Genomic DNA, 25,918 nt, shown 5'->3' on the forward strand with positions numbered 1-25,918 from the left:
CCACCGCCATGATTTTTCCCTACCGACTCGAAGCCCGCACGACGCCGTCCCGCACGGTGCGCATTGCCGTGCCGCTGATCGCCGCGCTTCTCACGCTCGCGATCGGCTTTCTGATCTTCGGCCTCGTCGGACGCGATCCCTTGCAGGCGATGCACGCGTTCTTCATCGAGCCGCTTTCCAGCGTCAACGGCTGGAGCGAACTGCTGCTCAAGGCCTCGCCGCTGTGCCTGATCGCGCTGGGTCTCGCGGCGGGCTATCGCGCCAACGTCTGGAACATCGGCGCCGAAGGGCAGATGGTGCTCGGCGGCATCGCCGCCAGCGGCGTGGCGATCTATTTCGACCAGTCGACGGGCTGGTGGATCCTGTTCCTGATGATGCTCGCCGGCGTGCTCGGCGGCATGGCCTGGGCGGCGATTCCCGCGTGGCTCAAGAGCCGTTTCAACACCAACGAAATCCTCACGAGCCTGATGCTCACCTACGTCGCGACGCAATTGCTGATCTGGCTCGTGAGCGGTCCGTGGCGCGATCCGAACGGCATGAATTTTCCGCTCTCCGAAATGTTCAGCGGCGACGCGCTCTATCCGACCTTCGGCGGCGACTGGCGCATTCACTGGCTGCGCGGCACGCGTCTGAACGCGTCGATCTTCCTGACGCTCGCGGCCATTCCGCTCGTCTGGCTGTTCATGCGCCGCAGCTTCGCGGGCTATCGGATGAGCGTGGGCGGTCTTGCGCCGCTCGCCGCGCGCTACGCCGGTTTCTCCGAGAAGAAGACCATCTGGACTTCGCTGCTGCTCTCGGGCGGCCTCGCTGGTCTCGCGGGCATGGGCGAGATCGCCGGTCCGATCGGCCAGTTGCAGGCGACGTGGTCGCCGGGTTACGGCTTCACGGCGATCATCGTCGTGTTCGTGGGGCGGCTGCATCCGGTCGGCATCGTGCTCGCCAGTCTGCTGATGGCGCTGCTGTATCTCGGCGGCGAAGCGGTGCAGACCTCGCTGCAATTGCCGCAGGCGCTTTCGGGCGTGTTCCAGGGCTTGCTGCTGTTCTGCCTGCTCGGCGCGGACCTGTTCGTGAACTACCGCATCCGTCGCCGCCATACCGTGGCGACGGCAGGCTGACGCAGCCATCCGCGTCGCCTTTCGTCGCAACTAGCAACTCGCATCTCGCGCACTCGCCACACCAACGCATCCGAAACAGGTCACACGACATGGATATCCAGCAAGCCAGCTCGCTCGCGTCGAGCGCCGTCACCGCCGCCATTCCGCTGATGTTCGCGGGCGTGGGCGAACTCGTCACGGAGAAGTCGGGCGTGCTCAACCTCGGCGTCGAAGGCATGATGCTGATGGGCGCCGTCACCGGCTACGCGGTCACGACGATCAGCGGCAACCCGTGGCTCGGGCTCGTGGCGGGCATGGCCGCCGGCGTGGCGATGTCGCTGCTGTTCGGCTTCCTCGTCCTCACGATGCAGGCCAACCAGGTCGCCACGGGACTGTCGCTGACGATCTTCGGCGTCGGTCTTTCCGCCTACGTCGGCAAGCCGTACACCTCGGCCGCCACCTCGGCGACGATAGCCGCGTGGCCGATTCCCGGGCTGTCGCATCTGCCGGTCGTCGGCCCGGCGTTCTTCAATCTCACGCCCGTCGATTACCTCGCGTTCGCCATGTTCGCGGTAGTCGGCTGGTTCCTCTACCGCACGCGTGCGGGACTCGTGCTGCGCTCGGTCGGCGAGTCGCCCCAAGTCGCGCATTCGGTGGGCTTTCCGGTGATCGGCGTGCGTTACGGCGCGACCGCGTTCGGCGGCGCGATGGCGGGACTCGCGGGCGCGTATTACTCGGTCGTGCAACTGCATCTGTGGCAGGAGCAGATCACGGCGGGTCGCGGCTGGATCGCGCTCGCGCTGGTGGTGTTCGCGACGTGGCGGCCGGGGCGTCTGCTGATCGGCGCGCTGCTGTTCGGCGCGGTCACGGGCGCGCAGTTCTACGCGCAAGCAGTGGGCGTGCCGGTGCCGACGCAGTTCCTCGCCATGCTGCCGTACGTGGCGACCATCGTCGTGCTGGTGCTCATCTCGCGCAATCCGAACACCATTCGCCTCAACGCGCCGGCCTCGCTTGGCAAGTCGTTCTTTGGCGCCGCTTGAAACATTCGACAACAACAGAAGCGCTCGCAGTTTCTCAATTCACGACCGGAGATCCACACAATGAAAAAAACCCTCCTGACCGCTTTCGCCGTCGCCGCCACGTGCGGCACGGCGGCGCTCGTCCCGGCCGCGCAGGCCGCCGATGCGCCGGGCGTCGCGTTCGTCTACCTCGGCAATCCCGGCGATGCCGGCTGGACCTACGCGCACGATCAGGGCTCGAAGGCCGCCGAACAGAAGTTCGGCAACAAGATCAAGATCACGCGCGTGGAGAACGTGCCGGAATCGGCGGACTCGGAGCGCGTGTTCCGCGATCTCGCGAGCAAGGGCAACAAGATCATCTTCGGTTCGAGCTTCGGTTATCAGGACTTCGAACTGAAAGTGGCGAAGGACTTCCCGGACACCGTGTTCCTGCACGCGACCGGCTACAAGAAAGCGCCGAACTTCGGCACCTATGATGTGCGCATGTATCAGGGCGCGTATCTCGCGGGCGTGGCCGCCGGTTATGCGACGAAGACCAACACGCTCGGCTTCGTGGCCTCGGTGCCGATTCCCGAAGTGGTCCGCAACATCAACGCGTACACGCTGGGCGCGCGTTCGGTAAATCCGAAGGTCCACACCAAGGTTATCTGGATCAACAGCTGGTTCGATCCGGGCAAGGAAAAGCAGGCCGCCGAAACGCTGATCGGGCAGGGCGCCGACGTGCTGCTGCAAAACACCGATTCGAGCGCCACGCTCGCGACCGCCGAAGAAAAGCACGTGCACGCGTTCGGCTGGGATTCGAACATGAAGAAGTTCGGCCCGCACGCGCATCTCGGCTCGGTCGAGGCGAACTGGGGCGTGTACTACGTCGCCGCGATCCAGCAGGTGCTCGACGGCAAGTGGAAGAACGATCCGGTCTGGTGGGGCATTCCGCAAAAGGCCGTCGATCTCGGCGACGTGAATACGGCCGATCTGTCCGCCGACGCGCAGAAGGCCGTCGCCGCGAAGCGCGAAGCGATCGCCAGCGGCAAGTGGGATGTGTTCACGGGCCCGATCAAGGATCAGACGGGCGCGGTCAAGGTCGCGGCGGGCAAGACGCTCACCGACCCGGAACTGCAACGCCTGAACTGGTACGTCGAGGGCGTGGACGGCTCGCTGCCGAAGTGATGGCGACACAAGCGGGGAAATGAGCGGCGAAATAAGTGCGGCGCGTTTCCTCAGATTATTTCGCGCTCAGGACGTGAAACGGCAGCGCGAGGCCCGAGGGCTTCGCGCTGCCGTTTTGTCTTCCGGCCGCGTGACCGGCCGCGCGCGGCTAGTCGTCGATGCGCATGCCCACCTTGATCGTCACCTGCCAGTGCGAAATCTGGTCGTTTTCGATCAGGCCGCGCGTTTCCACGACCTCGAACCAGTGCAGATGACGCAACGTTTTCGACGCGCGCGTGATGGCGCAGCGGATGGCGTCGTCGCTGGACACCTGGGACGATCCGGTGAGTTCGATCTGCTTGTAGACATGGTCGCTCATGACAGTGTCTCCGTTGGGCACGGTTGTTCGGGGATGCGCCAATCGAGTATAGATACGGTTGCGTGCGGATGCGCGCTGAGGCGGCCAGGCCGCCGGTTATGATGGCGCCTCGCGGAATCCGCGTGCATTGCGCATGCCCGGTGCCGAAGCCGGAGCGACGTCAAGCAACGCCGTACCGCACATCACGACGAGCCACGCCACGCAGGAGACGAAGCACATGCAGGAGCAGGACAAAACCGAACTGGGATTTTGCGGCCCGGGATTGATGGGCGCGCCGATGATCCGCCATCTGCTGCGCGCGGGGCACGCGGTGAGCGTGTGGAACCGCACTGCCGCGAAGGCCGAAGCGCTCGTCGCCGACGGCGCGCGCGTGGTCGCCACGCCGCGTGAACTCGCGCGCCGGGCCGAGGTGGTGCTGCTCTGCGTCGCGGACGGCGCGGCGGTCGAGCAGACCGTCTTCGGCGACGACGGCCTGCTGGCCACGCCCGACGACGCGCGCCGCGTGCGCCTGATCGTCGATCATTCGAGCATTCCGCCGGGCCTCACGCGCGAGCTGGCCGAACGCGCAGCGGCGCTGGGCGTCGGCTGGGTGGATGCGCCGGTGTCGGGCGGCGTGGGCGGCGCGCAGGCGGGCACGCTCGCGGTGATGGCGGGCGGCGCGACGCAGGACGTGGCGACGGTCGAGCCGGTGCTGGCCGCCTACGCGGCGCGGGTCACGCACATGGGCGGACCGGGCGCGGGGCAGACGACCAAACTCTGCAATCAGGCTATCGTGACCGCCACGGTCGCGGCGATCGCCGAAGCGGTGAGCCTCGCGCGCCGCAGCGGCATCGACGCCGCCAGGCTGCCCGATGCGCTCGCGGGCGGCTGGGCCGACTCCACGCTGCTGCGCACCTTCGTGCCGCGCATGACACAGGACGGGCTCGCGCCGATCGGCGCCCTGAAAACGTTTCAGAAGGACGTCGATACGGTCGCCGACGCCGCGCGCGAAACCGGCACGCCGATGCCGGTCGCGGGCACGGTGCAGCAATTGCTGCGTCTGGCGGAAGCGATGGGGCTCGCGCAGGCCGACTTCTCCGGTTTCGTCGACATTCTGCAGACGCCGCGTCAGGGCTGAATCCGGCGCACAATCGACGCTGAACCGGCTCTGAACCCGTTGCGCTGGGGGCCGGATGCGCGGACGAATTCCGGCCGTGCCACGCTCCGCAGCATGAATCTGCCACGAATTTCCCGTAATTTGCCGAGGCGCGGTCCTGTCGACGGACAGGTGGCAGCCGCGCGCGAACTGGCATAACCTGCTAAAATTACAGGTTTTTCGTCGATCTACTTTCGGGACGCGCTGTGCTCTCTACCGCCAACATCACCATGCAATTCGGGCCGAAGCCCTTGTTCGAGAACATCTCGGTCAAATTCGGCGAAGGCAACCGCTATGGCCTGATCGGCGCGAACGGTTGCGGCAAGTCCACGTTCATGAAGATCCTCGGTGCCGACCTCGAGCAAAGCTCGGGCAACGTCATCCTCGAGCCGAACGTGCGCCTCGGCAAGCTGCGCCAGGACCAGTTCGCGTACGAAGACGTGCGCGTGCTCGACGTCGTCATGATGGGCCACACCGAAATGTGGGCCGCGATGACCGAGCGCGACGCGATCTACGCGAACCCCGACGCGACCGACGACGACTACATGAAGGCCGCCGACCTCGAGACCAAGTTCGCCGAGTACGACGGCTACACGGCCGAAGCGCGCGCGGGCGAACTGCTGCTGGGCATCGGCATCGACACGGAATTCCATCAGGGCCCGATGAGCGCCGTGGCGCCGGGCTGGAAGCTGCGCGTGCTGCTCGCCCAGGCGCTGTTCTCGAAGCCGGACGTGCTGCTGCTCGACGAACCGACCAACAACCTCGACATCAATTCGATCCGCTGGCTGGAAGATGTTCTGAACGAGTACAACTCGACCATGATCATCATTTCCCACGATCGACACTTCCTGAACCAGGTCTGCACGCACATGGCGGACATGGATTACGGCACGTTGAAGGTCTATCCGGGCAACTACGACGACTACATGCTGGCGTCGGCGCAGGCGCGCGAGCGTCAGGCCAATGCGAACGCGAAGGCGAAGGAACGCGTCGCCGACCTGCAGGACTTCGTGCGCCGCTTCTCGGCGAACAAGTCGAAGGCGCGTCAGGCCACCAGCCGTCTGAAGATGATCGACAAGATCAAGATCGAGGAATTCAAGCCCTCGTCGCGTCAGAACCCGTTCATCCGCTTCGAGTTCGAGAAGAAGCTGCACAACATCGTCGTGGTCGCGGACGAGATCACGAAGACCTACGAACGCCGCATCTTCAACAAATTCAACATCAGCGTGCAGCCGGGCGAGCGCATCGCGATCATCGGGGAAAACGGCGCGGGCAAGACCACGCTGCTGCGCTCGCTGCTGGGCAACGTGGCGGTCGACAACGGGTCGGTGAAGTGGGCCGAAAACGCGAACATCGGCTACATGCCGCAGGACACGTACGAAGAATTCCCGGCCGACGTCACGCTGATGGACTGGATCGACCAGTACCGCCAGGAAGGCGACGACGAGCAGTCGGTGCGCGGCACGCTGGGCCGTCTGCTGTTCAACGCCGATGACATCAAGAAGTCGGTCAAGGTGCTGTCGGGTGGCGAAAAGGGCCGCATGATCTGGGGCAAGCTGATGCTGGGCCGCCACAACGTGCTGCTGATGGACGAGCCGACCAACCACATGGACATGGAATCGATCGAGTCGCTGCAGATCGCGCTCGAAAAGTTCGAAGGCACGCTGATCTTCGTGTCGCATGACCGTGAATTCGTGAACGGCCTGGCGAATCGCATCATCGAAGTGAAGACCAACGGCACGATCAACGACTACAGCGGCAACTATGAGGACTTCCTGGCGAGCCAGGGTCTGCATTGAGTCGTCGCGGACGTCCCAGATCACTCATCCATGGGACACCATTGTCCCACGGATTTGTCCCATTGGGACAATGGTCACCCGTGCGCTTCTGGCGGGGGCTTAAATAGCCAGGGACGGTATCTCGTAAGCAAAGACGTCAGCAACTAACAGGAGCTGGTATCTGCATGAAGCGGCTTGGCAGTTTCCAGGCCGTTTTGCATTGGTGGCAGCTATCCCTGAGCCAAACAACAGGGGAAGGCGCCCGGAAAGTTGGATCTTGGCCGGTTGAAAAACAAAGGGGTGGCTCCCAGTTCGCATCGTTAGCGGGGGTCCATCCGGAGCGCCTGCGATATGTCCGGGAGACGAGCCGTGCCCGCATCCAAGAAGACCACCGAAGCAACTGCCGACGATCTGGCTTGGTTCGAGCTGGACAAATACGCCAGCCTGAGTCCGTTCACAGCTCTGGACTGGGCCCGCCTCGTCGGCGATCGTCTTGCCATACGTCGGGCAATTGACGGCAAGATTCCGGAGTCCGTCGCCGATGTCTTCGAGTTGATCAAGGATGAGCCCCTGAAGTGGCTTGGCTCCGACGTTCGGTACACCGGAGCTAAACATGCTGCCAACACGGCGACGGTCAAGTCCCTGAATCTCAATCGTTTGCGGCGTCTCGCCGACGAGGCCACGGTGTCACTTGGTTCCGAAGGCGGTGACGCGGTCGTGGACCAATTGCTGGCCCGCAATCCCGAATCGGCCTTCCGGCGATACGCTCATGTAATGGTGTCGATCGACGCTCCAAGAGATCAGATCGTCGATGATTTCGCCCGCTGGCTGGATGGCTGGCTGGCTTCGTTCACATCGTTGCCCGACACAGACTTTCAAAACGGCGACTACATGGACAAGGCGCGGAACAGGTGGATTCCGCTGCGTGCCGTACAGTGGTATGACCTCGACCTATTCGAGCGGATGACGGGCAAATCCGTGCCATCGGTGTTCCGGTGGAGCAGGCTGTTTCCGAACGTGGATGCCGAAGCACTGGAGTCGAAGAAGAAGGGAGCCCGCAATGCGGCGGCCCAACTGTTCTCGTATGACACGCTTACCGTCCTGCGGAGCATGGCACATGCATAACCATGCGTGACTGGCTTAGCTCCGGTCAGGAAAATTTTCCCGAACGATTTTCTTCCTGTTATTCCTCCCACGTCCCGCCGCATAATTCGATAGCCAGTCGATGACCTTCGGTTGGTGGTCTGGCGGTCGCCGCCCCTTCTATTGTTCGCCGGTCGAGAGAGGCCCCGAAAACAGACGTGGGGCTGGCTTGAACTAGACCCTGCTCTTTAACAATCGAAGTTCTCATTTCCTGTTCCTGCGCCGATAGACGTGGGGGCACGGGTCCCCATTCAACGAGAAGCTCGCACTACGACAACTGGACGATGCGAGTAGGCCGCTGATAGCTCGACAACATACGACATGTCGTCAGGCGCACGAATAGGCTGACGGGACGAAGTGGCTCTGTGACGATGGGGATTGACGCCTTGTCCGAGCCTACAGTCTGGCTCTGTACCCAGGTGCAATGAAGCGCGGGAGGGCGTTCCGGCCAGACGTATTCTTCGTTTATGTTTGGTATGTCGAAGCAAAAAGAGAAGCAAGTCGTGACTTATGGGTCCGATCTTAAGGAATTTCAATCCACGTCCCGTCGTGTCGGAAAACTGGATTTCGAACTGCTTGCCAAGCGTGCCTTGGAGTACTTCGACACGGTCGTTGAAGACATTCTTGATCTTGAAGGCAAGTACGAAGGCAAGGAGTTCGTGGCTTTCAATCCCCGGCGACGGGACAACGATCTTGGTTCGTTCAAGATCAATTCGGAGACGGGCGTTTTCTGCGATTTCGCTTGTGAGGACGAATGCCGGGGCGGAGACCTGATTGCGCTCGCTGCGTACGTTTGGAACTGCGGCATGAAGGAGGCGGCTTTGCGCTTGCAGGCGGAGTTCAGTAGGCGCCAGGTCGAGATGCCTTCGAACGCCGTTACCGCCCCGGTGGTGCGGCAGATAGTCGGCCGGAAAGCTATTTCCTCCGATCTCGTGCAGCCGATCCCTGAAGATAGCCCGGAACTCGACGTGCGCCGTTTCGTGTCCAGAGGCAGTGCGCTTGAAGCACGGTACGAGTACGTGGATGTGAGTGGTGCTCTCTGTTTCGTTCACTTGCGTTTGCGCCAGGCGGACGGTCGGAAGAGCTTCGTAACGTTGCATGTTGAACGGCGCGAGGACGGTTCGTTGGACTGGACCGGTGGAATGCCGAAGGGGCTGCGCCCGTTGTTCGGTTTGCGGGCGGTGGTCGACGGTGGGCCGGAACAATCGGTTTGCGTTGTAGAGGGCGAAAAGGCGGCTCTCGCTTTGCGGCGATTGATCGGAAGTGTCGTGACGTCGGCAGGCGGAGCTCAGGCAGCAGCCAAGACTGATTGGTCCCCCGTGGCTGGGCGAAGGGTTCTCATCTGGCCGGATAACGACGAGCCAGGGTTGAAATATCGGGATCAGGTCGTCGGGCTGATCCGTGCTGTAGATCCGGCTACGAGGATCAGAAGCATCGATCCGGCGAAGCTTATGCATGGCATTTGCGAGGTGCAGGGCTGGGACTACGCCGAGAAAGCCGAGTCTATGCGTGGATGGGATGCCGCTGACGTCATGGAGTTGGGGCTTGAGAATGCCGTTCTATTTGATCTGCTGACGAGCTCGGCTGTCGATCTGCCCATCGGGACCAAGCAGTGCGAATCGACGACGCAGGCCGTTTCTGTCGTTGACGCCTCCGGGCATGTGACGTGGCATTCGGGAAAGCTTTACGAGGTAACTCAGGACGGTGTGACTGCCTGGAAACAGCAGGGAGACCAGATGGTTCCCGTTCAGGTGTCGTCGTGTGTCGAAATTCTCCGTCAACTTCGTGATCGTGATAGCGAAGGGTGGAGCCTCGAACTGTGCTTGCATAAGCCCGATGGCGAGCAGCAAACCATCATCGTCCGGCGGGCGATGTTGAGCGATAGCAAGGTTTTTCGGGAGACGTTTAGCGATCTCGGCGTGCTCGTGTACAGCTGGACCGAGTTCCATGACTACCTTGCTCACGCCGTCACGCGGGATACACACGTTCTGGTGCGTAGCGTGGGCTGGAATGGACCTCTCTTCGTTCAAGCGACTCGCGTGTACGGGCAGGGGGCGGAAGCCGTGGCTCTCGATCCGGATGCGCCGGCCTGTGCGGCGTTTGAACAGCGCGGGACGCTTGAGCAGTGGAATGCGCAGATTGGCCGGCACTGCGAGAACAATTCCCGTCTCATGCTTGCCGTCTGTCTGTCGCTCGCTGGGCCGCTACTGCATTTGGTCGGAAACGAACCGGGTGGTGTTCATCTGGTCGGGCAAAGCAGCGTAGGCAAGACTACGGCAATGCGCGTAGCGGCATCCGTTTGGGGCAGCGTCGCGGGTTTCGTTCGATCGTGGCGTTCGACGTCGAATGGTCTCGAAGCTGTCGCGGCGAGCTTGAATGACTGCGTCTTGTTGCTCGATGAGATGAACCAGGCGACGCCCTTGGAGGCAGGAGAGGCGGTTTATATGCTCGGCAACGGGCAGGGCAAGGTTCGCATGACTCGTACCGGGGCGGGTGGCCGTCTCTATCAATGGCGGCTTCTCTTCATGTCCACTGGGGAGATTCCATTGCAGCAACACATCGAGTCGGTGGGCAAAAAGGCACGTGCCGGCATGGACGTTCGCCTGCTGAATATCCCGGCTGACGCAGGGCGCAATCTTGGGTTGTTCGAGTCGTTGGACGGGTTCAAGAGCAGCAGGGCCCTGGCAGATCATCTCAACGCTGCGACCAGCGAAGTTTATGGCGTGGCTGGCGAACAGTGGTTGATGTTTCTGACGGACAAGGTTGCGAACGGACAGTACCAGTCGTTTGGCGATGAACTGAAGGAACGGCTCCGGGAAATCGAGGGCCAGTTCCAGGCCGATGGCGGTAGTCAGGTAACGCGGGCAGCCAAGCGTTTCGCATTGCTTGCGCTGGCTGGAGAACTGGCCGTTGAGGCGGGCATCGGAGGTTGGCCAAGTGGGACGCCCACGTCGATGATGAAGCGGTGCTTCGATGCATGGATTCGGGAGCGGGGTGGCACGCAGGCCGCAGAGGAGGTGCAGGCATTGCGGCAGGCCCAGCACTTCTTCGAGCAGCACGGTCAGTCGGCTTTTCAGCGGGTCGTTCCGGGTGTCGGTAATGAACTCGACGAGACACGGACGGTCGTCAATCGGGCAGGGTACGTAAATATGGAAGACGGGACCTTCTACGTCCTACCCGAAGCATTCAAGACCCGGGTTTGTGATGGGCTGGACCACAAGTTCGTGGCTGAGGTACTGAGAAAACATGGATTGTTGCTTGGAGATTCCAGCAAGTCGGTGCGGGTGCCTGGCGTGGACTCGATGCGAGTGTGGAAGATCAGTGGACGGATCGTCGGATACTCCCCCGAGCCGCTGGCGAACGCTGAGGGGCCGCAGTAGCGTAACTATGCGGATGTGACGCTTGTGACGTAGCTGTGACGCGACTTCTCCAGCCCAAACCCTTGTCAATCAAGGGTTGTGACAATGTGCCGAATGTGACGTAGGAAACAATACAATCTTAAAGGGCTTCGGGGTGAGGGCGGACTACTGGCCGTTGCCGCTCCGCCTCCCCGAGACTTGGTTTTGCCTTTTTAGCGCGTCACATCCGTCACCTTGTCACATCGCTTGTCTGGCAACGCTTTTCGAGTTTCTGGAGTTGTCACATCATCGTCACGGGCGTCACAGGCTCTGAAAAATGAGTATCTATTTTCCCTCTGGCTAAAATCGGCAATTGATTCAGTTCAAATTGCAGAGGAAATTGTGCATCGGATGTTGCAACCAACTTGATTCTGTTTTGGGAGTCTGTATGTTTCGGGTGGACATCGAGAATAAAAAACTGATCGAGCTTAAGCCTACTGGCTTTGGTGATCTTCGCCTTCGGGAGCGCTTCGATATTCAGGAGTGGATTGAGAAGACGCCCGGGATCCTCGGCGAAGGTCTGCTGATGATCGGCAAGGAAGTTATCCTGCCCTCAGGAAAGCGGCTGGACCTTCTCTGCATCGACAGAGCAGCAGCGCTTGTCATCATTGAGCTGAAACGCGACGATTCCGGATCCTCGGTCGAGTGGCAAGCAATCAAATACGCTTCGTACTGCTCGGCGTTTTCGCCGGACGACATCTTCAAACAGTACTCGCAGTATCTCGGTTGCGCCGAACGGGAGGCAGCTCAAGCGATTGAGGAGTTCATCGCTTGCGACATTGAAGCCCTGAACAACACCCAGCGGATCATTCTCGTATCCAAGGAATTCAACCCGGAGGTGATATCCGCGGTGTTGTGGCTGCGGGAATTCGGCCTCGATATTCAGTGCACGAGGCTGGCCCCGTACCTGGACACCGACAACCAACTCTTCATCAAGCCGGAAACGTTGGTCCCCTTGCCGGAGGCAAAGGACTACATCGAAAGGAAGGAAGTCAAGCAGCGCAATATCTCAGATGCGATCAAGGAGTGGACGGGCTACTGGTTTGTCAATGTCGGCGAAGGGCCGCACCGAACATGGGACGACAACCGAAAATTCAGTTTCATTGGCGCGGGCCAAGGGACGTACTACTCCTCGGCTCTGAAGCGCCTCTCTGTTGGCGATAAGTTCTACGCCTACATGAAAGGTCTGGGGTATGTTGGCTTCGGCGAAGTTGTGAGTCCAGCGGTGATGATCCGGGACTACGTACTGCCCGACACGCAGACTGCTCTTCTCTCTGCCGGTTTGAAGGCCGAGTATCCTGACGAAAACTCCGACAATGAGGAACTATCGGAATACGTCGTTGGCGTTAGGTGGCTCAAGTCCGTCGGAAAGGATCAAGCGAAGACCTTTCCCAAAATCTTCGCAAATCAAAACGTTGTCTGCAAACTTCGTGATGAAGCGACGCTCAAGTTCCTTCAGCAGACATTTGGAGCATAATCATCGCGTCACTGGAATGGGGCAAGCGCCGTGAGCAGCAAGCTCTGGATTCAGGAATATAAACTGTATTGTGAATGGGTATGTTCTTAAAAACTATTTTGTGAAATCATAGTAATACCATATTGATATCTTGTGAATGTATTGGAAGGATTTTTAAATGTCATACGGGGAAAAATTCATCGTGCGCTTGCACACAAAAGCGGCCTTTGGTGCAATCGGAAGATCCACTCTTCGAAGCCAAGGTGCTCCAGGAATGGTCGATTGTGCAAGGAGGTTTCTGGCTTCATCCGTGGCAATCGGTGATTTCAACGTCGAATCCGAGGCGCAATTCGGCAAAATGCTGGATAGATACACCAAGAGACTCGCCAATAGCTTTCCTGACGCTGGGAAGGGAAATTGGGGAGCTGCCCGGAAGGCACTGAATATATTTCTTCGAGACGTTGTATATAATCGCACTCTATCAGATCATTACGGCGTTGAGCACATCCACGAGTGGCTGGAACTCCCGATGGATCGTCATTGTTACGATGGTCTTGCTAGGCTTGCTTCAGAAAAAGTAGGGGTGTGGCCAAAAATAAAATATCTAAAGCCACATGAAAATGTGTATTTTCAGAATGTTGCATCGGAAGTGGCCAAGCAGGAGAGCATTTTTCGAGTCGATCTAGATATCGTATTCTGGCAGAGCGAGAAGCTTGACGAGCTTTTAAAGCGTTCGCCGTAAGGAGTGGTCGCTCGACCTCCGGGGGAAGGCTCCGACATGGGGATCGGGAAAACTAGGTTGTTCGACTTTGCGGGCTCAGTCGTTAGACAACGAACCCAGAAACGTCGCCACCTTAGCCTTGCTGGTCTTCTGCAACCGGGCCATGAGCCCGTGATCGACTTGATCTAGCCTGTAGTCCTTAGCAATATCCCGTTGCAGCAGCAACCAGAGGTGACTGGCCGTCTCCGCATCAACCATCGCCCGGTGAGCAGGGCCCGATTTTGGCAATCGCAGCATCTCGGCCAAGCTTGATAGGCGGTGGCTCGAAGCGTGCGGGTAGATGCGCCTCGAAACGCGCATCGTGCAAGCAAAGGGATGCTCCGCTGACACACTCAGTAGCCCCAGTTCTGCTTGCCAGAATCGCTTGTCGAAGCCCGCATTGTGGGCAACGACCGGGTGGCTTCCAACGAAAGCCGCGGCTTCCGGCATCACTTTCGACACCGGAGGAGCGGAGGCGATCATGTTGTTCGTGATGCCAGTGAGGGCGATGACATCAGACGGGACACGCCTGCCTGCATTCATCAAGCTCTGGTAACGATCAACGATCTGACCGTCTCGCAGAAGAATGACGGCAATCTCGGTAGCACGGTCGCCCATGCTCGGCGAAAGCCCGGTTGTTTCGAAGTCCAGTACGGCGACGGTTTGCATTTGTTATATCGCAAACATTTGAATTTCAAGTGTCGCAACACAAATGCTCACCCAGCATACATTTTGAGGGTATCTACTATTGGCTTTGTGTCGACGAGAACATCCGCCAATGGCCATTCAAACCAAATCGCTTGCATGTGTTCTCCGACCGTTTCGATTTGGCCGCTATCACCGCTCGGATCCCCAGTTTCGTCCCAAAGCTCACTGAATGGGCGCGTAGAAGGCTTCGTCGGACGGAAGATATACGCTTGGAGTACACCGCTCCCTATCGGCAAAGTCACGGCATCAGGCTGACCGACAACCCCGTTCTTCTTTCGATTCTCGGGAGTGAAGCCGTCGTCCACATACGTACACAAGCTGAGACCCATATCGGACGGTTGGGCTTCGATGCCTTCGGTTCGCCAGTAGACCTGATTGAAGGCAAAAAGAGGGGCGTAATCCCAAGCCCATTTTGTACTGGGCTGAGTAGTGCCACGGCCCGGCATGTTCGTGTGCAAGGGTGCCCAATAACGGAACTGGCAACCTAGCTCGGAAGCAATATTGTCTAGCGTTGGGAGAAAACGTTTGTAAAATGCTACTGAAATCCGATGAGCAAATTGAAGCTGCTCAACCATTTTTTCGGCAGCTGCTTGATTCAAGCCCATAATTTAGGTTCCAAGGTACTGTGGTTGGTGAGCCCCACGATCGATTGCCAATCGACCTGTTCATCAACGGTACTGATTTGAGGCGGTGTTGTAGTTTTAAAAAAATGAGGCCAGCTAGACGAAATTTTTCCTGCCAGTGGCAACATCCCTTCGAATGGTGCTGGACGATCGATCAGGCCGAATAGCGAAAACGCCTCGATCCAATCAGAATATATGAATGCATCGTGGCCTTCCTCGGCATCAAGCAACGCAGTTATGCCATGATTGATGTCATGCCACTCAACCGCGTGAATGGATAGGCCGTAGTCAGCATATTCGGCTTCCAAGGCGGTAGCAGTCGCTTTCCAGTCTTTGATATTGCGGCCGAGTGCAACAAAGCAGATTTTGTCTGGAACCATCCATTCAGAATTTTCTCGTTCCTTTTGCAGAACGAGGCTTTCAATCTCCGCTTTCCACTGTTCAAACGATTGCTGTCCGGAAAACGGCGGCTTGACTTCAATCAGAAATGCGACGTTTGCGTAATTGATCAGCACATCGGGCTCAACAAACGAACGTTTAGCGTGGCCGGTTAGCCTTGGCCAAAACGAGATGGATTCCATCGGCCCGAGGGTTTCCGTAAGTCCGGGGGCAAGCAGCTTCAATACGCGTTGCTTGCCAGCGTCGGAAAGATACGCCAATCGTCCAAAGAAGGTAGCCGTCAGCAGATCCTCTCGCTGTCGGAATATCTCTCGCCAGCTCTGTTCGACTCCCCCGGCCAGAACCGCTCTTCCTGCTTTCCCGTGCAAAATGGCTTTTAACATTTCATGCCGTGAGTTTATTTATCGAAGCAACACCAACTCTGGCACGGCATCCGCTCCGCACCAGACGATTGCATTCTGCTCGTATCGATTTCCCAGTTCCTTCGCAGCTTCAAGCGAGATCCTCAGCACGAGAAGGCTCGGCTCAGCCCAATCACTCGCCGGGTGACGACCGACACCGTTGACGAAGCACAGACTGCGTGTGGTTAGCTCGTCGATCAGCTTCTTTTGCAGGTCGGCGTTGGTTTCATCGTCGCATCTCCGGCTGTACGGATTCCAGGCGGTTACGAAGGCGCTCGACGTGGCACCTGACGCTTTGTGCAAGGCAGAGAGAGTCTCATTCTTCTCACCGATCCGCAGCGTTAGCGGAGCATCGCCTTCGACGCAGAAATGCGTTTCACGATAGGCTTGGATTATGGCGGGGTCGATGACTGAAGTTATGGTCATGGCCAATGAGGTCGTCGGTTGAGATCGGGCTTCAAGTAGACGCGGCTGGACCTGAATCGGCTCGTCGCTTGGCAAACCTTTCGTAAAGAAGCCCGCTAATCAAGGCCGCAAATTCATCTTGCAGCTTCGGGCTATTGAGAACCTGCTTTGCCATGTCGGTGTACTTGTCGAGGCCATCGGCAACTGACTCGATCATGATGTTCTTGAAATCGGGGCTGGCCTCAAACTGTTCCTTCGAGTTCGCTCCGGCCTGCTGTTCGAGCGTCTGGCTCTCCATCATCGTGCCGGTAACATGCAAGGCGAAGGGGAGAACGTCGGTCTCGCTCACGCCTTCGAACAGATCATTCATCTTTTCGACGACCAGCGCCAGCAGCACCATTTCGGGTTCGTGCGGCTTGCCTGATCCGAGTTCGGTCAGCGGCTTGAGCTTGGCGTCTTCTGCGCCGGTCACAAGCTTGATGTCCTGCTGTCCCTTGCTCGACAGTCGGTAGTGCGTGAGTTTCACCTCACTGAGATCGACGCCGGCATCAGTGCGGACCTCTCTCAGCAGGGGGAGCAGGTGCTTCAGGAAAATCGAGCGCTTTTCCAGTTCCGTATCGCCAAAATCGACTATCTGGGACAGGAAATCATAGGCTCGCACAAATGCACCGACGTCACGCCGGAAAACAACGAGACCGTCCTTGGCTTCCTTGTCACGTTCAGCCTCGGTGTCGTTCCAGCGCACCCTGAAACGTTCAACTGCCGGAGCGATCTTGGCCTGCATGTCCTTCTGCTGGCCCTTGAAGTACGCTATGACAAACGCCTCGACTTCTTCTGGTGTGTAGATCAGTTCAGCGTCAAGTTTGCTTTGCAGGGCGTGGATCAGGTTCGGATCGCTAATATCTTCCAGCTCGGCCGTCTCGTAGTACGGCTGGAACGCTGCGATGATGTCCTCCGGCGCATTCACGAAGTCGAGCACGTACGTTTGGTCCTTGCCGGGATAGATGCGGTTCAAGCGGGAAAGCGTTTGTACGGCAGCAACGTTGGCGAGCTTCTTGTCGACGTACATGGATACGAGCTTGGGCTGGTCGAAGCCGGTCTGGTATTTGTTGGCGACCAGCAGAATCTGGAACTGGTCGGTGTCAAACGCTTCCCGCAGGTCACGGCCCTTCAAGCCGGGGTTCATGTTGATTTCGGAGAAGGGCTGCGGACCACTCTCGGAATCATCTACGTCGCCGGAGAATGCAACTAGCGTGGCGAGATCCTTGTATCCCTGTTGCTTGATGTACTTGTCGACAGCCAGCTTGTAGCGGACGGCCTCCTTGCGGGATGCCGTGACGACCATCGCTTTCGCGTGGCTGTCCAGTCGCCAGGCTACGTTGGAGCGGAAGTGCTCGACGATGATCTGGGCCTTCTGGGAAATATTGAAGGGATGCAGCCGAACCCATCGCATCAGCGACTTCATTGCCTCGCTCTGGTCAACGGTTTCGTCGTTATAATCCTTGCCGTTGTGAGCGAGCTTGAACGCAAGCTTGTAGGGCGTGTAGTTTTTAAGCACGTCGAGGATGAAGTCTTCCTCGATAGCCTGGCGCATTGAATAGACGTGGAATGCCTCGGGCTTGTTCGTTTGCGATGCAGGTTGTTCGGGATGAGGACGGCGACCGAACATTTCCAGCGTCTTCGCTTTAGGTGTCGCGGTGAATGCGAAATAGCTCAGACTCTTCTGGTCCGGCCGCGCAGCCATGTCGGCCGTCAGCAGTTCGTCTACGGAGACGTCCTCGCCCTCGGCGATCTGCTCAGTGGTGAGAACCTGTTTGAGCTTCTTGGCAGCCGCACCGGTCTGGGACGAGTGAGCTTCGTCTGCAATGATGGCGAATGTGCGATTCGTCAGGCTGGTCTCGGCCTGAATCGCTTCGAGAACGAAGGGGAAAGTCTGGATAGTGACGATAATGATCGGCACGCCATCCTTCAGCGCTTCCGCCAGTTTTGCAGATTTCACACCCTCGTTTGTGATCCTGCAGACAACGCCAGCCTTGTGCTCGAACTGGTAGATCGTATCCTGCAACTGCTGGTCCAGCACCGTCCGGTCGGTGATGACGATGACAGACGAAAAGACCTTATTGTCAGCGTCGTCATGCAGGTTGGAGAGCTGGTGAGCAAGCCACGCGATCGAGTTCGACTTACCCGAGCCGGCCGAGTGTTGAATCAGGTATTTGTGACCGGCCTGTTCAGCCTTTGCGGTGGCGAGCAGTTCCGTCACAGCTTCCCATTGGTGGAAGCGGGGGAAAATCAGCGACTCGCGGATTTGCTTCTTGCCTTCGAGCGTCCGCTTTTCTTCCTTTGCCAGATGAACGAAGCGGCCGATGATATTGAGCCAAGCGTCTCGTTGAAGGATGCGCTCCCACCAGTACGAGGTCCGGTAGCCGGTAGGGTTGGGGGGATTGCCTGCGCCTCCGTGATTGCCGAGGTTGAACGGCAGGAAGAACGTATCCTTGCCCTTGAGATTCGTCGTCATCCAGACTTCGTCCGTTGACACGGCGAAGTGCACCAGTGCTCGCCGTTTGAATGCCAGCAGTGGCTCTTCCCGTTTGGCGCCGGGAGGGCGGGGAATTCGGTCGAACCGGTATTGCTTCTTGGCGTCATCGATCGACTGGGTGAAATCAGTTTTCAATTCAGCCGTGGCAACCGGAATGCCGTTGACGAAGAACACGAGATCGATGGCATTCTCGTTCGAGAGACTATAGCGAACCTGGCGGACGACCCGGCAACGAACTTTGCTGTATCGCTCCAGAGTCTCGGGATTGATGCCTTGCGCGGGGCGAAACTGGCACATCTCGAACTTGGTCGATACGTCCTTGAAGCCATGTCGAAGAACGGACAGCGAACCATCGGTATCGAGTACCTGGGCGAGGCGGTTGAGCAGTGCGGCTTCCGTTTTATCGTTCTTCGCCGCCTTCAACTGTTCCCACGTTTTCGGCTGCGTTTCCTGCAACCACGCAAAGATATCTTCGGGGTACAGCGCCAGTTCACGGTTGTACTTGGCGGGATCACCGTCGAGCCAACCGTTGGCAGTGAGGTGGGCAACGATGTCCGACTCGAAGTGAATTTCTTGGTGTTTTGGAGCGTTCATCGCTATTCGCCAAGTGTAGCTTTGTAAGCGACGGCCTCAAGAACAATCCCAGTATCGGGATTCATTGGGTCGCAGATTTCCCTAACCACCGTGGAGTTCTTCGGTTCCTGTCGATCCACTTTGCAGAGATATATGAAAGCGCTCCGCCCTAATTGAGCAAGAGTTTCCCGCTCATTCTCAGAGATATAAAAGGCGTCCGAGAGGTAACTGGAGGACTTGACTTCAATGTACCGTGTCTCCCCCTCAAACATACTGCGCATGTCATAGCCGGCGCCGACGTCGCTTTCAGAGACACGGACAATATGATCGACAGGGTTGGCACAGCCCAAGCTATACAGGCGCACATATTCGTAACGATACGCCGCATCTTCGCCTAACTGGCCTATTTCCCGTTGTAGAGCTAGTCTCTGCTCAAGTTCGACAAGCGAGACCGCCCTGGCGGCTCGGGCAGGGCGTTCTCCGTCGGATGGCAACAATGATACGGATTGCCGTTCGTCCGACATGGAAAGAAGACGTTTTCGTTCGGCCTCAACTGCATCAAGAAATCTTCTTCCGATGATGAGGCGATCTGCCTTTGCGAACGTAATGGTCGTCTGACGGCCGTTGCTTGGGCGGTAAGCGGCAAGCCACATGCCTTGTTCACCCTTTGCATAGCGCTCCATGAAAGTTGCCAAAGGAATTGATTCCTTCTGGCAATAGACATAGGGCCGACCGGCATGGTCGTAGGTGATTCGGGGACTGACGGTCTCTTCTGGAGCATCTGTCACGTACTCGATGTCGACTAGTCGCTCATTCTCGATGAGATGGAGAAACGGATCCATCATGCTGCTTTCTCCGTACCCATGTCCGCCTCAAAAAAGCCTCGCACGTCAATCTTGCCCGTCACAGCGGCGGAGATCAGAGCAGCGCGGTGCTCCTTTTGCAGTTCGATAGCTTGCTGGGCTTTGGTGATGAGAGTGTCAATCTTGTTCACTTCATTATCGAGATAGTCAACGATCGCATTTTGTTCCATTAGTGTTGGCGTAAGCATCGGGATGGTTCGAACGTCCTCGAGGCTAAGTTGAATCTTGGTGCCACCATAACCCTGAGCTGCAAAATGATTTTGCCCGACAGCAGATAGCACCGTGTATGCAATCCAGCGAGGTAGCAGTTTGCGTTTCAGAGGTCTAGCTAGAGCGACATGTTGACTAACGAAGGCTTCACCGAGACCGACGGGGACGACTGCCACCGAACCCAAATATGCGGTGATTGAAACCAATATATCATCCTGTCGTACCCGGGTACGCTCCCCCTCAGAACCAGTTGGTACATCTACGTATTGCAGATCGGTAAGATTGAGATCTATGTGGTCGCGGGTGAGATTGCCGATTCGGATGAAAATACTTCCTTCGTCGGCATAGTGCTCCGCCCATCCACGGGAGCCACTCGTAATGAAGTCGATATCTCGCTTAAGGGAGCTTACGCCCCAATGCTCCGGAACATCCCCCAGCCATTCCACGCCGCTCGGTTTTATTGGCACATCGGGATCGAGCCCCTTCGTGACGGCGTGGGAGATCACAGCCTGACGCTTTTCTTGAAGTAGTGTAATCAGCTTTTCTTGTTTGGCGATCAGCGTGTCGATCTTGGTGGTCTCACAGTCGAGGAAAGTGACAATGGCAAATTGCTCCTCCACTGGTGGAGTCGTAGAGAGAAGCTGCCCGATCATCGTTCCATTAAGATTCGCCAATCCTGTCGTCGAGTTAGACAAATAGTCGAACTGTAGTCTGGCGAGCTGATTATTCATCAAATACCAGGCAAGCTGCGGTACTAAGGTGCGCTTTGTCCTAATCCGCTGCATGAAATTTGAATAACAGCAATGCAGCTCGGCAATCTCAGTGTCGACAATAGTGGTCTTTCCGATGTGAAGTGCACTACCGCTGGACTTTGTGACTAGCAGATCACCTTCAAACAGGAGACCTGCAGCTCGCTCGGCGTCAGTGAGTAGCCGCTTCGCAGGTTCTTCGATTTGCCAATGCCCATCAACAGTCTGCTCTGTGGAGCGAAGGACAATAGTGCCTTCGTCATCAGATGGGTCATTGCCCCAGACTCCGCCATCATTGCGCTCAATCTGCCACTTAAACGGGGCTACCAACCAATGCGATGGCACATCACCCAGCCACTCCACGCCGGACGGCTTGTATTTGGGATAGGGTTTGAGCTTCACTCAGTCACCTCTTGCAGCAGTGCCAGAATCTCACCCGTGACTGCCTTGAGCTCAGCGTCGATCACTTCCAGCGGACGTGGCGGAACGTATTGGTAGAAGAAACGATTGAACGGAATCTCATAGCCAACCTTCGTCTTGTCTTCGTCGATCCACGCGTCGGGCACATGCGGATGCACTTCACGCATGAAATGCGCTTCAATGTCGTCTTTGAGGGGAACGTTCTCGGTGTCACGCAGCTTAGCGTCAGCCTTCGCCTTGCCTTTCCGGTCACGCTCTATTTCGCCGTTCTCGTCACGAAGCGGGCGCTCAACGGTAATCGCCGAATAGCCGAAGTCCGCATTGTCGAAGATACGGGATACCATCCAAGATTCGACCTTACCGCCCTCGGGTTGCTCGGGCAATTTGTCCTTTGCAGGAAACACGCCCTCAGATTGGACCTCCCCGGCAGCATTCGTAACTTTGACGTAACGCAATTCCTCGAAGCGACCATGAATGTGGACAACCGTGCTGATGTCAGTCTCGCCGAATTCCTTGCGTTTGCTGCCCAGAGACTTGCGCATCTTCCGATAGAACTCGGCGGCGTTGATCAACTGGACCTTGCCCTTGCGGTCGGCGCTCTTCTTGTTCGTCAGAATCCAGACATAGGTGGCGATGCCTGTGTTGTAGAACATGTCCGTTGGCAGCGCAACGATAGCTTCTAGCCAGTCGCTCTCGATGATCCAGCGACGAATTTCGGATTCACCTGAGCCAGCTCCGCCCGTGAACAGCGGCGAGCCGTTTAGCACGATGCCGATACGAGAGCCGCCTTGGTTCTTCGCCTTGTCGTAGGGGCGCATCTTGGACAACAGGTGCATGAGGAAGAGCAGGCTGCCATCCGATACACGAGGCAGTCCGGGACCGAACCGGCCCTCATAGCCACGTTGCTCATGCTCCTTTCGAACGTCCTTCTCGACCTTCTTCCACTCGACGCCGAACGGCGGATTGGAAAGCATGTAGTCGAAATCCTTCCCGGCATGCTGATCGTCGGAAAGTGTGTTGCCGAATGCGATGTTGCCGACGTCCTGGCCCTTGATGAGCATATCCGCCTTGCAGACTGCATACGACTCGGCGTTCAGTTCCTGTCCGAACATGACCAGGCGGGCGTCGGGGTTCAGGTTTCGAAGGTGCTCGCCAGAGATCGACAACATGCCGCCCGTGCCAGCCGTGGGGTCGTAGACAGTTCGGACGACGCCAGGCTTGCTCAGCGCATCATCATCCATCGTGAACAGCAGATCGACCATCAGTCGGATGACTTCCCGGGGCGTGTAGTGCTCACCGGCAGTCTCATTCGAGAGCTCGGCAAAGCGCCGGATCAACTCTTCGAAGAGCAGTCCCATGTCTGCATTGGTTATGCGTTCTGGATGAAGTTCAATGCCTGCGAACTTCTGCGTTACGAGGAACAGCAGGTTGCTTTCGTCGAGCTTATCGAGCTGCTTGAGGAAATCGTACCGCTCAAAGATATCCCGGGCGTTCTCGGAGAAGGCGTTGACGTAGGCCGTCAGGTTTGCCTTGATTTGCGCAGGATCACCCTGCAGTTTCTCGAAATCGAAGGGCGATGAGTTATAGAACGTCTGTCCCGCCTTCTTGGTCAGGAACGGCGACAGCTCGATGCCCATGTCCTTCTTGGCATTGAACTCCTTGAGCACAGCGGCCTTGGTGGGGGCGAGGACGCAGTCCATACGCCGGAGCAGGGTAAACGGCAGGATTACCTTGCCATAGTCGGATTGCTTGTAGTCGCCCCGAAGGAGGTCAGCGACCGACCAGATGAACGATGCGATTTCGTTGAAGTTTGCTGCCACGGCTTGCCCCTGCTTGTCCGGAATGGTAGGAATTATAAGGCTCGGCGGGATTCATCAGGTGAGGTGGAGGGACGTGGTGGGCACATTACCGGCACGATGCGGATCGTGAGGCATTTTCTCTTTTCCCGCATCTTGTCTGTACCGCATGAGCCTTGAAAACTGTTGAGCTCTCAAGTTCGGGAAAGTCCCATTAGTTCAATATTTCCCGTAGCTGGTATTTTCTAATAATATAGCGATAGAGTTCACTTCAATCGCCGAAGATTTGGAGCATTCATGAAAAGGGAGCCGCTTCGGTTTCTGAGGTTACTTTTTGTCATTGCTAGCTTTTCGCCACTAGTAATTATCTGGGGCGTTCGAGGTGTACCTCTGCTTAGTGAGGTGAGTGTTTGGATATCAGTTGCTGTGCTTGTTATCGTTCCCAATGGAGTAGTATGGCTCCGTTGGTATATAGTCAAGCAACAAAAACTCACAGCCCAGGCAGAGGTGCAGCAAGCCACTGACCACCGAGAGCATTTGGTCGTATATCTTCTTGCTGTGCTCTTGGCGATGTATGGGGCGAGTGTCGGATCGATTCGGGAACTAATCGCCGTGATTTTGGCATTTGTTTTGGTTGTGATGCTATTTTGGTTCTCGAATCTTCATTATTTAAATGTTTTCTTTGCTATTCTCGGTTATCGGACGTTTACGGTTGTGCGTCGTGTTAGCGACGGTAGTGGGCGCAAATCGTCAACGATTGTTTTACTGACGAAACGAGATTGCATAGAGGCTGGTGATTTGGTTATTTGCTATCGACTGAGTCACGACGTGTTCATTGATGCGGAGGATTGATGGATTTTGATTTTGATTTTTCAGCCATTTGCCACCAGGAGCTGCTCGTGGCTTTCGGTGATCAAGATAAATTTTCGCAATTGGTTGTTGATAAAACGGTTCAGGCATGCCTTCAGTCAATGTTGGAAGACACCGTAACTCGGTTTGAGGCCATTGCTCATGAAGATATTCCGATCTATGAGTTGGCCGAAAAATACGCATCCGAAGAGATGGTTAGGGCGTCTTTGGCTGTTGAGGAATATGCGAATCTCAGAATGCTTTTTGAACTTACTGGAGTGGCGCAAGATAGCGACGTTATCAATAATATTTCACGGGTTTCATATTATCTATATAAAGTAATCGATGATCAAAAACGGAGTCTCGTTGCTGTCAGGAAGGCGCAGCATTTTAAAGGTCTCGCGTCGGCGCATGGCCGATTGGTGAGCTGGGTAAATGACAGTCTCACCATTATGGAGAAGCCAGTTTTTAAGCTTGATCGAGATTTTGATCTTATTATAACCCCCACAGAAGTATTCGCTATTCGACCGAATACGTTGGCGTTTGTTGCAGAGGTTGGGGAGGCTGCGACCGCTGCTGCGGCCGAGAGACTGACTGGGATCGGAAAATCTATTTCGTTTTTGGCTTTGGATCGATTGCGGGATTATGTTTCCACGCACAAGCGTGGAGCTCATCTTATTTCCTCCATTTCGGCTCGTGACGATTTGGCGAGGTTTAGTAAAATTAAATTAGCGTCCGCGTGTGCGGAGCTCGGAATCCAAATAGAGGCAACAGAGGATGATAGGATTAGCCCATTGATTGGACATGAATTGGCGTTGTTGGAGCTTTTAGATAATCGGAGGTACGTTACCTCACTGACTGATGATGCGCCGAAGGCCTTTGTCGCCGCGTCTCGCCGGCAAGTGCAAAATTCCCCGAAATCCCAGTGATCAATGGATTCATTGTCAACGCAATTTTATGTGAGATCGTGCTGGACGTAACTCAGCTAAAAAGCTCTCGCCGACGCAAGAGCAAAACGAGCGCTTAGCGCCCGAAAAGGCAGATCAGGATCTTCCGGCCAAGCCACAGCCAGACCACGCCGACGAGGATCACACCGGTCGGCGCAACGACGAGGACGAGGAAGGCGTTCAGCAGAATCATTGCCCGTCCTCCCGCCTCGCTGCCACCCGGCGATCAAGCTTGGCCTTCAGGCTCGTAGGGGTGGGGGAGTCGCCCGAGCTGGTGCCAGCTTCGGCATCTGCTCCGTAGTCGCTTCTGTCGTCGGCTTCCGGATAGAACTCTTCGACCACGGCGGGAACGTCGTCGCCTGTTTCCTCGAACATGCCATTGCCGAAGCCCAGTCTCGCCGCTTCGTCGAGTGCAGCCTGATCGAAGCCCGCAGCTTTGCGTTCGTCGGCCAGTTCTCGGGCACGAGCGATGGCCTCCTGAAGTGTGAAACCCGACTGGACGACAAGATCGAGGTAGTAGATCGGACTGCGGTAGCTCCGGGTAGTCGATTTCCCTCGCAGCTTCAATTCCAGTGGCATCGTCGCCAGCAAGCCGCCTGAAACGGCACTGAAATACCGAAGTCTTGCCGCCAGCGTGCGGATCGAGTTGAATGATGTGGTGCGGAAAACGAACGAGCCCAGATCGTCGTCGTCGCCGATCACGACGTTCAACCTGCCATAGGGTTTGCAACCACCTTTCTGTCCGAACGGGCAGCCGTCTGGTGATGGACATGGCAACGCTTCGATGCCGTCGTCCGTCACACGCTTGCAGGTTTCGCCATTGCCGACGCAAACTGGCCGTCCGGTTTCACGGTCGAAGAGAGAAAACTCCGCTCGCAGATTGAGGTCTGGATTGTTAAAGAGCATCCTGACAGGAATCGAACGAAGCTTGCCGGTGCCGCTTCCCTTGCGTAGCGCTTCGTCGAAGGGGTGCAGAACCCAGCCTTCACGATTCTGGATCTGCGTCGTGATCGTGAACTGGTCGTCCTTCTCCGGCAAGCGTTTGCCGTTCTTTTCGACTACTCGACCGATGGAGATCCGCCCAATGACAGGCGGCGTGATCGCAAGACCTTTCAACATAGTTGCCTCCTT

The 25,918-nt window shown here is 57.2% G+C and carries 21 protein-coding genes; 11 read left to right on the forward strand and 10 right to left on the reverse strand.

Annotation, left to right across the window (positions count from 1 at the left end; genetic code table 11):
* Positions 1–8: 8 nt before the first annotated feature.
* The 3 genes from SB764_RS33235 (at position 9) to SB764_RS33245 (ending at position 3,280) form a co-directional block, all read left to right on the forward strand.
* A complete protein-coding gene (locus tag SB764_RS33235) occupies positions 9–1,115 on the forward strand; it encodes an ABC transporter permease (RefSeq protein ID WP_065060127.1) in 1,107 nt (368 codons plus the stop codon).
* Positions 1,116–1,204: 89 nt separating this feature from the next.
* Positions 1,205–2,134, forward strand: a complete 930-nt coding sequence (locus SB764_RS33240; RefSeq protein WP_065060126.1) for an ABC transporter permease — start codon at positions 1,205–1,207, stop codon at positions 2,132–2,134.
* Positions 2,135–2,194: 60 nt separating this feature from the next.
* Positions 2,195–3,280, forward strand: coding sequence for a BMP family ABC transporter substrate-binding protein (locus tag SB764_RS33245; protein WP_065060125.1), 1,086 nt, complete (start codon positions 2,195–2,197; stop codon positions 3,278–3,280).
* 148 nt (positions 3,281–3,428) lie between these two features.
* Here the strand turns inward: SB764_RS33245 and SB764_RS33250 are convergent, their stop codons facing one another.
* Positions 3,429–3,638 carry a dodecin gene (locus tag SB764_RS33250; protein WP_065060124.1) on the reverse strand — a complete coding sequence of 70 codons (210 nt, stop codon included), beginning with the start codon at positions 3,636–3,638 and terminating at the stop codon, positions 3,429–3,431.
* Positions 3,639–3,855: 217 nt separating this feature from the next.
* Between SB764_RS33250 and SB764_RS33255 the strand changes: the two genes are divergently transcribed.
* The 6 genes from SB764_RS33255 (at position 3,856) to SB764_RS33280 (ending at position 13,290) form a co-directional block, all read left to right on the forward strand.
* The gene (locus SB764_RS33255) at positions 3,856–4,755 is read left to right on the forward strand and encodes an NAD(P)-dependent oxidoreductase (RefSeq protein ID WP_410865984.1); all 900 of its coding nucleotides are present in this window, start codon (positions 3,856–3,858) and stop codon (positions 4,753–4,755) included.
* A gap of 224 nt (positions 4,756–4,979) precedes the next feature.
* Complete coding sequence (locus SB764_RS33260) at positions 4,980–6,572, forward strand: ABC-F family ATPase (RefSeq protein ID WP_065060123.1); 1,593 nt, start codon at positions 4,980–4,982, stop codon at positions 6,570–6,572.
* A 348-nt stretch (positions 6,573–6,920) separates the two neighbouring features.
* Positions 6,921–7,676, forward strand: a complete 756-nt coding sequence (locus SB764_RS33265; protein ID WP_410865985.1) for a hypothetical protein — start codon at positions 6,921–6,923, stop codon at positions 7,674–7,676.
* A gap of 494 nt (positions 7,677–8,170) precedes the next feature.
* Positions 8,171–11,074, forward strand: a complete 2,904-nt coding sequence (locus tag SB764_RS33270) for a DUF927 domain-containing protein (protein ID WP_410865986.1) — start codon at positions 8,171–8,173, stop codon at positions 11,072–11,074.
* A gap of 406 nt (positions 11,075–11,480) precedes the next feature.
* Positions 11,481–12,569, forward strand: coding sequence for an endonuclease NucS domain-containing protein (locus SB764_RS33275; RefSeq protein WP_410865987.1), 1,089 nt, complete (start codon positions 11,481–11,483; stop codon positions 12,567–12,569).
* Between the two features lie 157 nt (positions 12,570–12,726).
* Positions 12,727–13,290, forward strand: a complete 564-nt coding sequence (locus tag SB764_RS33280; protein ID WP_410865988.1) for a hypothetical protein — start codon at positions 12,727–12,729, stop codon at positions 13,288–13,290.
* A 75-nt stretch (positions 13,291–13,365) separates the two neighbouring features.
* Here the strand turns inward: SB764_RS33280 and SB764_RS33285 are convergent, their stop codons facing one another.
* Genes SB764_RS33285 through SB764_RS33320 form a run of 8 tightly spaced genes read right to left on the reverse strand, consistent with a single transcriptional unit; the run spans position 13,366 to position 23,015 of the window.
* Positions 13,366–13,977, reverse strand: coding sequence for a PolC-type DNA polymerase III (locus tag SB764_RS33285; protein WP_410865989.1), 612 nt, complete (start codon positions 13,975–13,977; stop codon positions 13,366–13,368).
* Positions 13,978–14,024: 47 nt separating this feature from the next.
* The gene (locus tag SB764_RS33290; protein WP_410865990.1) at positions 14,025–14,621 is read right to left on the reverse strand and encodes a hypothetical protein; all 597 of its coding nucleotides are present in this window, start codon (positions 14,619–14,621) and stop codon (positions 14,025–14,027) included.
* Positions 14,612–15,421: a hypothetical protein gene (locus SB764_RS33295; RefSeq protein WP_410865991.1), complete on the reverse strand. Its 810-nt coding sequence runs from the start codon at positions 15,419–15,421 to the stop codon at positions 14,612–14,614. The genes SB764_RS33290 and SB764_RS33295 overlap by 10 nt, the downstream gene beginning before the upstream one ends.
* Positions 15,422–15,439: 18 nt before the next feature.
* Complete coding sequence (locus tag SB764_RS33300; RefSeq protein WP_410865992.1) at positions 15,440–15,865, reverse strand: DUF3293 domain-containing protein; 426 nt, start codon at positions 15,863–15,865, stop codon at positions 15,440–15,442.
* 31 nt (positions 15,866–15,896) lie between these two features.
* Positions 15,897–18,974, reverse strand: coding sequence for a type I restriction endonuclease subunit R (locus SB764_RS33305; RefSeq protein ID WP_410865993.1), 3,078 nt, complete (start codon positions 18,972–18,974; stop codon positions 15,897–15,899).
* 2 nt (positions 18,975–18,976) lie between these two features.
* Positions 18,977–19,798 (reverse strand): DUF3883 domain-containing protein, encoded by an 822-nt coding sequence (locus tag SB764_RS33310; RefSeq protein WP_410865994.1) that lies wholly within the window; start codon positions 19,796–19,798, stop codon positions 18,977–18,979.
* Entirely contained in the window at positions 19,795–21,177 is a 1,383-nt protein-coding gene (locus SB764_RS33315; RefSeq protein ID WP_410865995.1) for a restriction endonuclease subunit S, read from the reverse strand. Before SB764_RS33315 ends, SB764_RS33310 begins: the two co-directional genes overlap by 4 nt.
* Positions 21,174–23,015, reverse strand: coding sequence for an N-6 DNA methylase (locus tag SB764_RS33320; protein WP_410865996.1), 1,842 nt, complete (start codon positions 23,013–23,015; stop codon positions 21,174–21,176). Before SB764_RS33320 ends, SB764_RS33315 begins: the two co-directional genes overlap by 4 nt.
* A 273-nt stretch (positions 23,016–23,288) precedes the next feature.
* On the opposite strand from SB764_RS33320, the gene SB764_RS33325 reads away from it, so the two are divergent.
* Both SB764_RS33325 and SB764_RS33330 read left to right on the forward strand, forming a co-directional pair.
* A complete protein-coding gene (locus tag SB764_RS33325) occupies positions 23,289–23,843 on the forward strand; it encodes a hypothetical protein (RefSeq protein ID WP_410865997.1) in 555 nt (184 codons plus the stop codon).
* Positions 23,843–24,769, forward strand: coding sequence for a Kiwa anti-phage protein KwaB-like domain-containing protein (locus SB764_RS33330; RefSeq protein WP_410865998.1), 927 nt, complete (start codon positions 23,843–23,845; stop codon positions 24,767–24,769). The genes SB764_RS33325 and SB764_RS33330 overlap by 1 nt, the downstream gene beginning before the upstream one ends.
* Positions 24,770–24,976: 207 nt before the next feature.
* Here the strand turns inward: SB764_RS33330 and SB764_RS33335 are convergent, their stop codons facing one another.
* A complete protein-coding gene (locus tag SB764_RS33335) occupies positions 24,977–25,906 on the reverse strand; it encodes a hydrolase or metal-binding protein (RefSeq protein ID WP_410865999.1) in 930 nt (309 codons plus the stop codon).
* Between the last annotated feature and the right edge of the window lie 12 nt (positions 25,907–25,918).

The organism is Paraburkholderia sp. SIMBA_027 (assembly GCF_046535315.1).
GTDB classification, from domain to species: domain Bacteria; phylum Pseudomonadota; class Gammaproteobacteria; order Burkholderiales; family Burkholderiaceae; genus Paraburkholderia; species Paraburkholderia tropica.

Excerpts from the sequence above, each read along its gene's own strand:
- SB764_RS33235 (WP_065060127.1), top strand. The coding sequence starts at position 9 with ATGATTTTTCCCTACCGACTCGAAGCCCGCACGACGCCGTCCCGCACG.
- SB764_RS33240 (WP_065060126.1), top strand. The coding sequence starts at position 1,205 with ATGGATATCCAGCAAGCCAGCTCGCTCGCGTCGAGCGCCGTCACCGCC.
- SB764_RS33245 (WP_065060125.1), top strand. The coding sequence starts at position 2,195 with ATGAAAAAAACCCTCCTGACCGCTTTCGCCGTCGCCGCCACGTGCGGC.
- SB764_RS33250 (WP_065060124.1), bottom strand. The coding sequence starts at position 3,638 with ATGAGCGACCATGTCTACAAGCAGATCGAACTCACCGGATCGTCCCAG.
- SB764_RS33255 (WP_410865984.1), top strand. The coding sequence starts at position 3,856 with ATGCAGGAGCAGGACAAAACCGAACTGGGATTTTGCGGCCCGGGATTG.
- SB764_RS33270 (WP_410865986.1), top strand. The coding sequence starts at position 8,171 with ATGTCGAAGCAAAAAGAGAAGCAAGTCGTGACTTATGGGTCCGATCTT.
- SB764_RS33275 (WP_410865987.1), top strand. The coding sequence starts at position 11,481 with ATGTTTCGGGTGGACATCGAGAATAAAAAACTGATCGAGCTTAAGCCT.
- SB764_RS33280 (WP_410865988.1), top strand. The coding sequence starts at position 12,727 with ATGTCATACGGGGAAAAATTCATCGTGCGCTTGCACACAAAAGCGGCC.
- SB764_RS33285 (WP_410865989.1), bottom strand. The coding sequence starts at position 13,977 with ATGCAAACCGTCGCCGTACTGGACTTCGAAACAACCGGGCTTTCGCCG.
- SB764_RS33290 (WP_410865990.1), bottom strand. The coding sequence starts at position 14,621 with ATGGGCTTGAATCAAGCAGCTGCCGAAAAAATGGTTGAGCAGCTTCAA.
- SB764_RS33295 (WP_410865991.1), bottom strand. The coding sequence starts at position 15,421 with ATGTTAAAAGCCATTTTGCACGGGAAAGCAGGAAGAGCGGTTCTGGCC.
- SB764_RS33300 (WP_410865992.1), bottom strand. The coding sequence starts at position 15,865 with ATGACCATAACTTCAGTCATCGACCCCGCCATAATCCAAGCCTATCGT.
- SB764_RS33305 (WP_410865993.1), bottom strand. The coding sequence starts at position 18,974 with ATGAACGCTCCAAAACACCAAGAAATTCACTTCGAGTCGGACATCGTT.
- SB764_RS33310 (WP_410865994.1), bottom strand. The coding sequence starts at position 19,798 with ATGATGGATCCGTTTCTCCATCTCATCGAGAATGAGCGACTAGTCGAC.
- SB764_RS33325 (WP_410865997.1), top strand. The coding sequence starts at position 23,289 with ATGAAAAGGGAGCCGCTTCGGTTTCTGAGGTTACTTTTTGTCATTGCT.
- SB764_RS33330 (WP_410865998.1), top strand. The coding sequence starts at position 23,843 with ATGGATTTTGATTTTGATTTTTCAGCCATTTGCCACCAGGAGCTGCTC.
- SB764_RS33335 (WP_410865999.1), bottom strand. The coding sequence starts at position 25,906 with ATGTTGAAAGGTCTTGCGATCACGCCGCCTGTCATTGGGCGGATCTCC.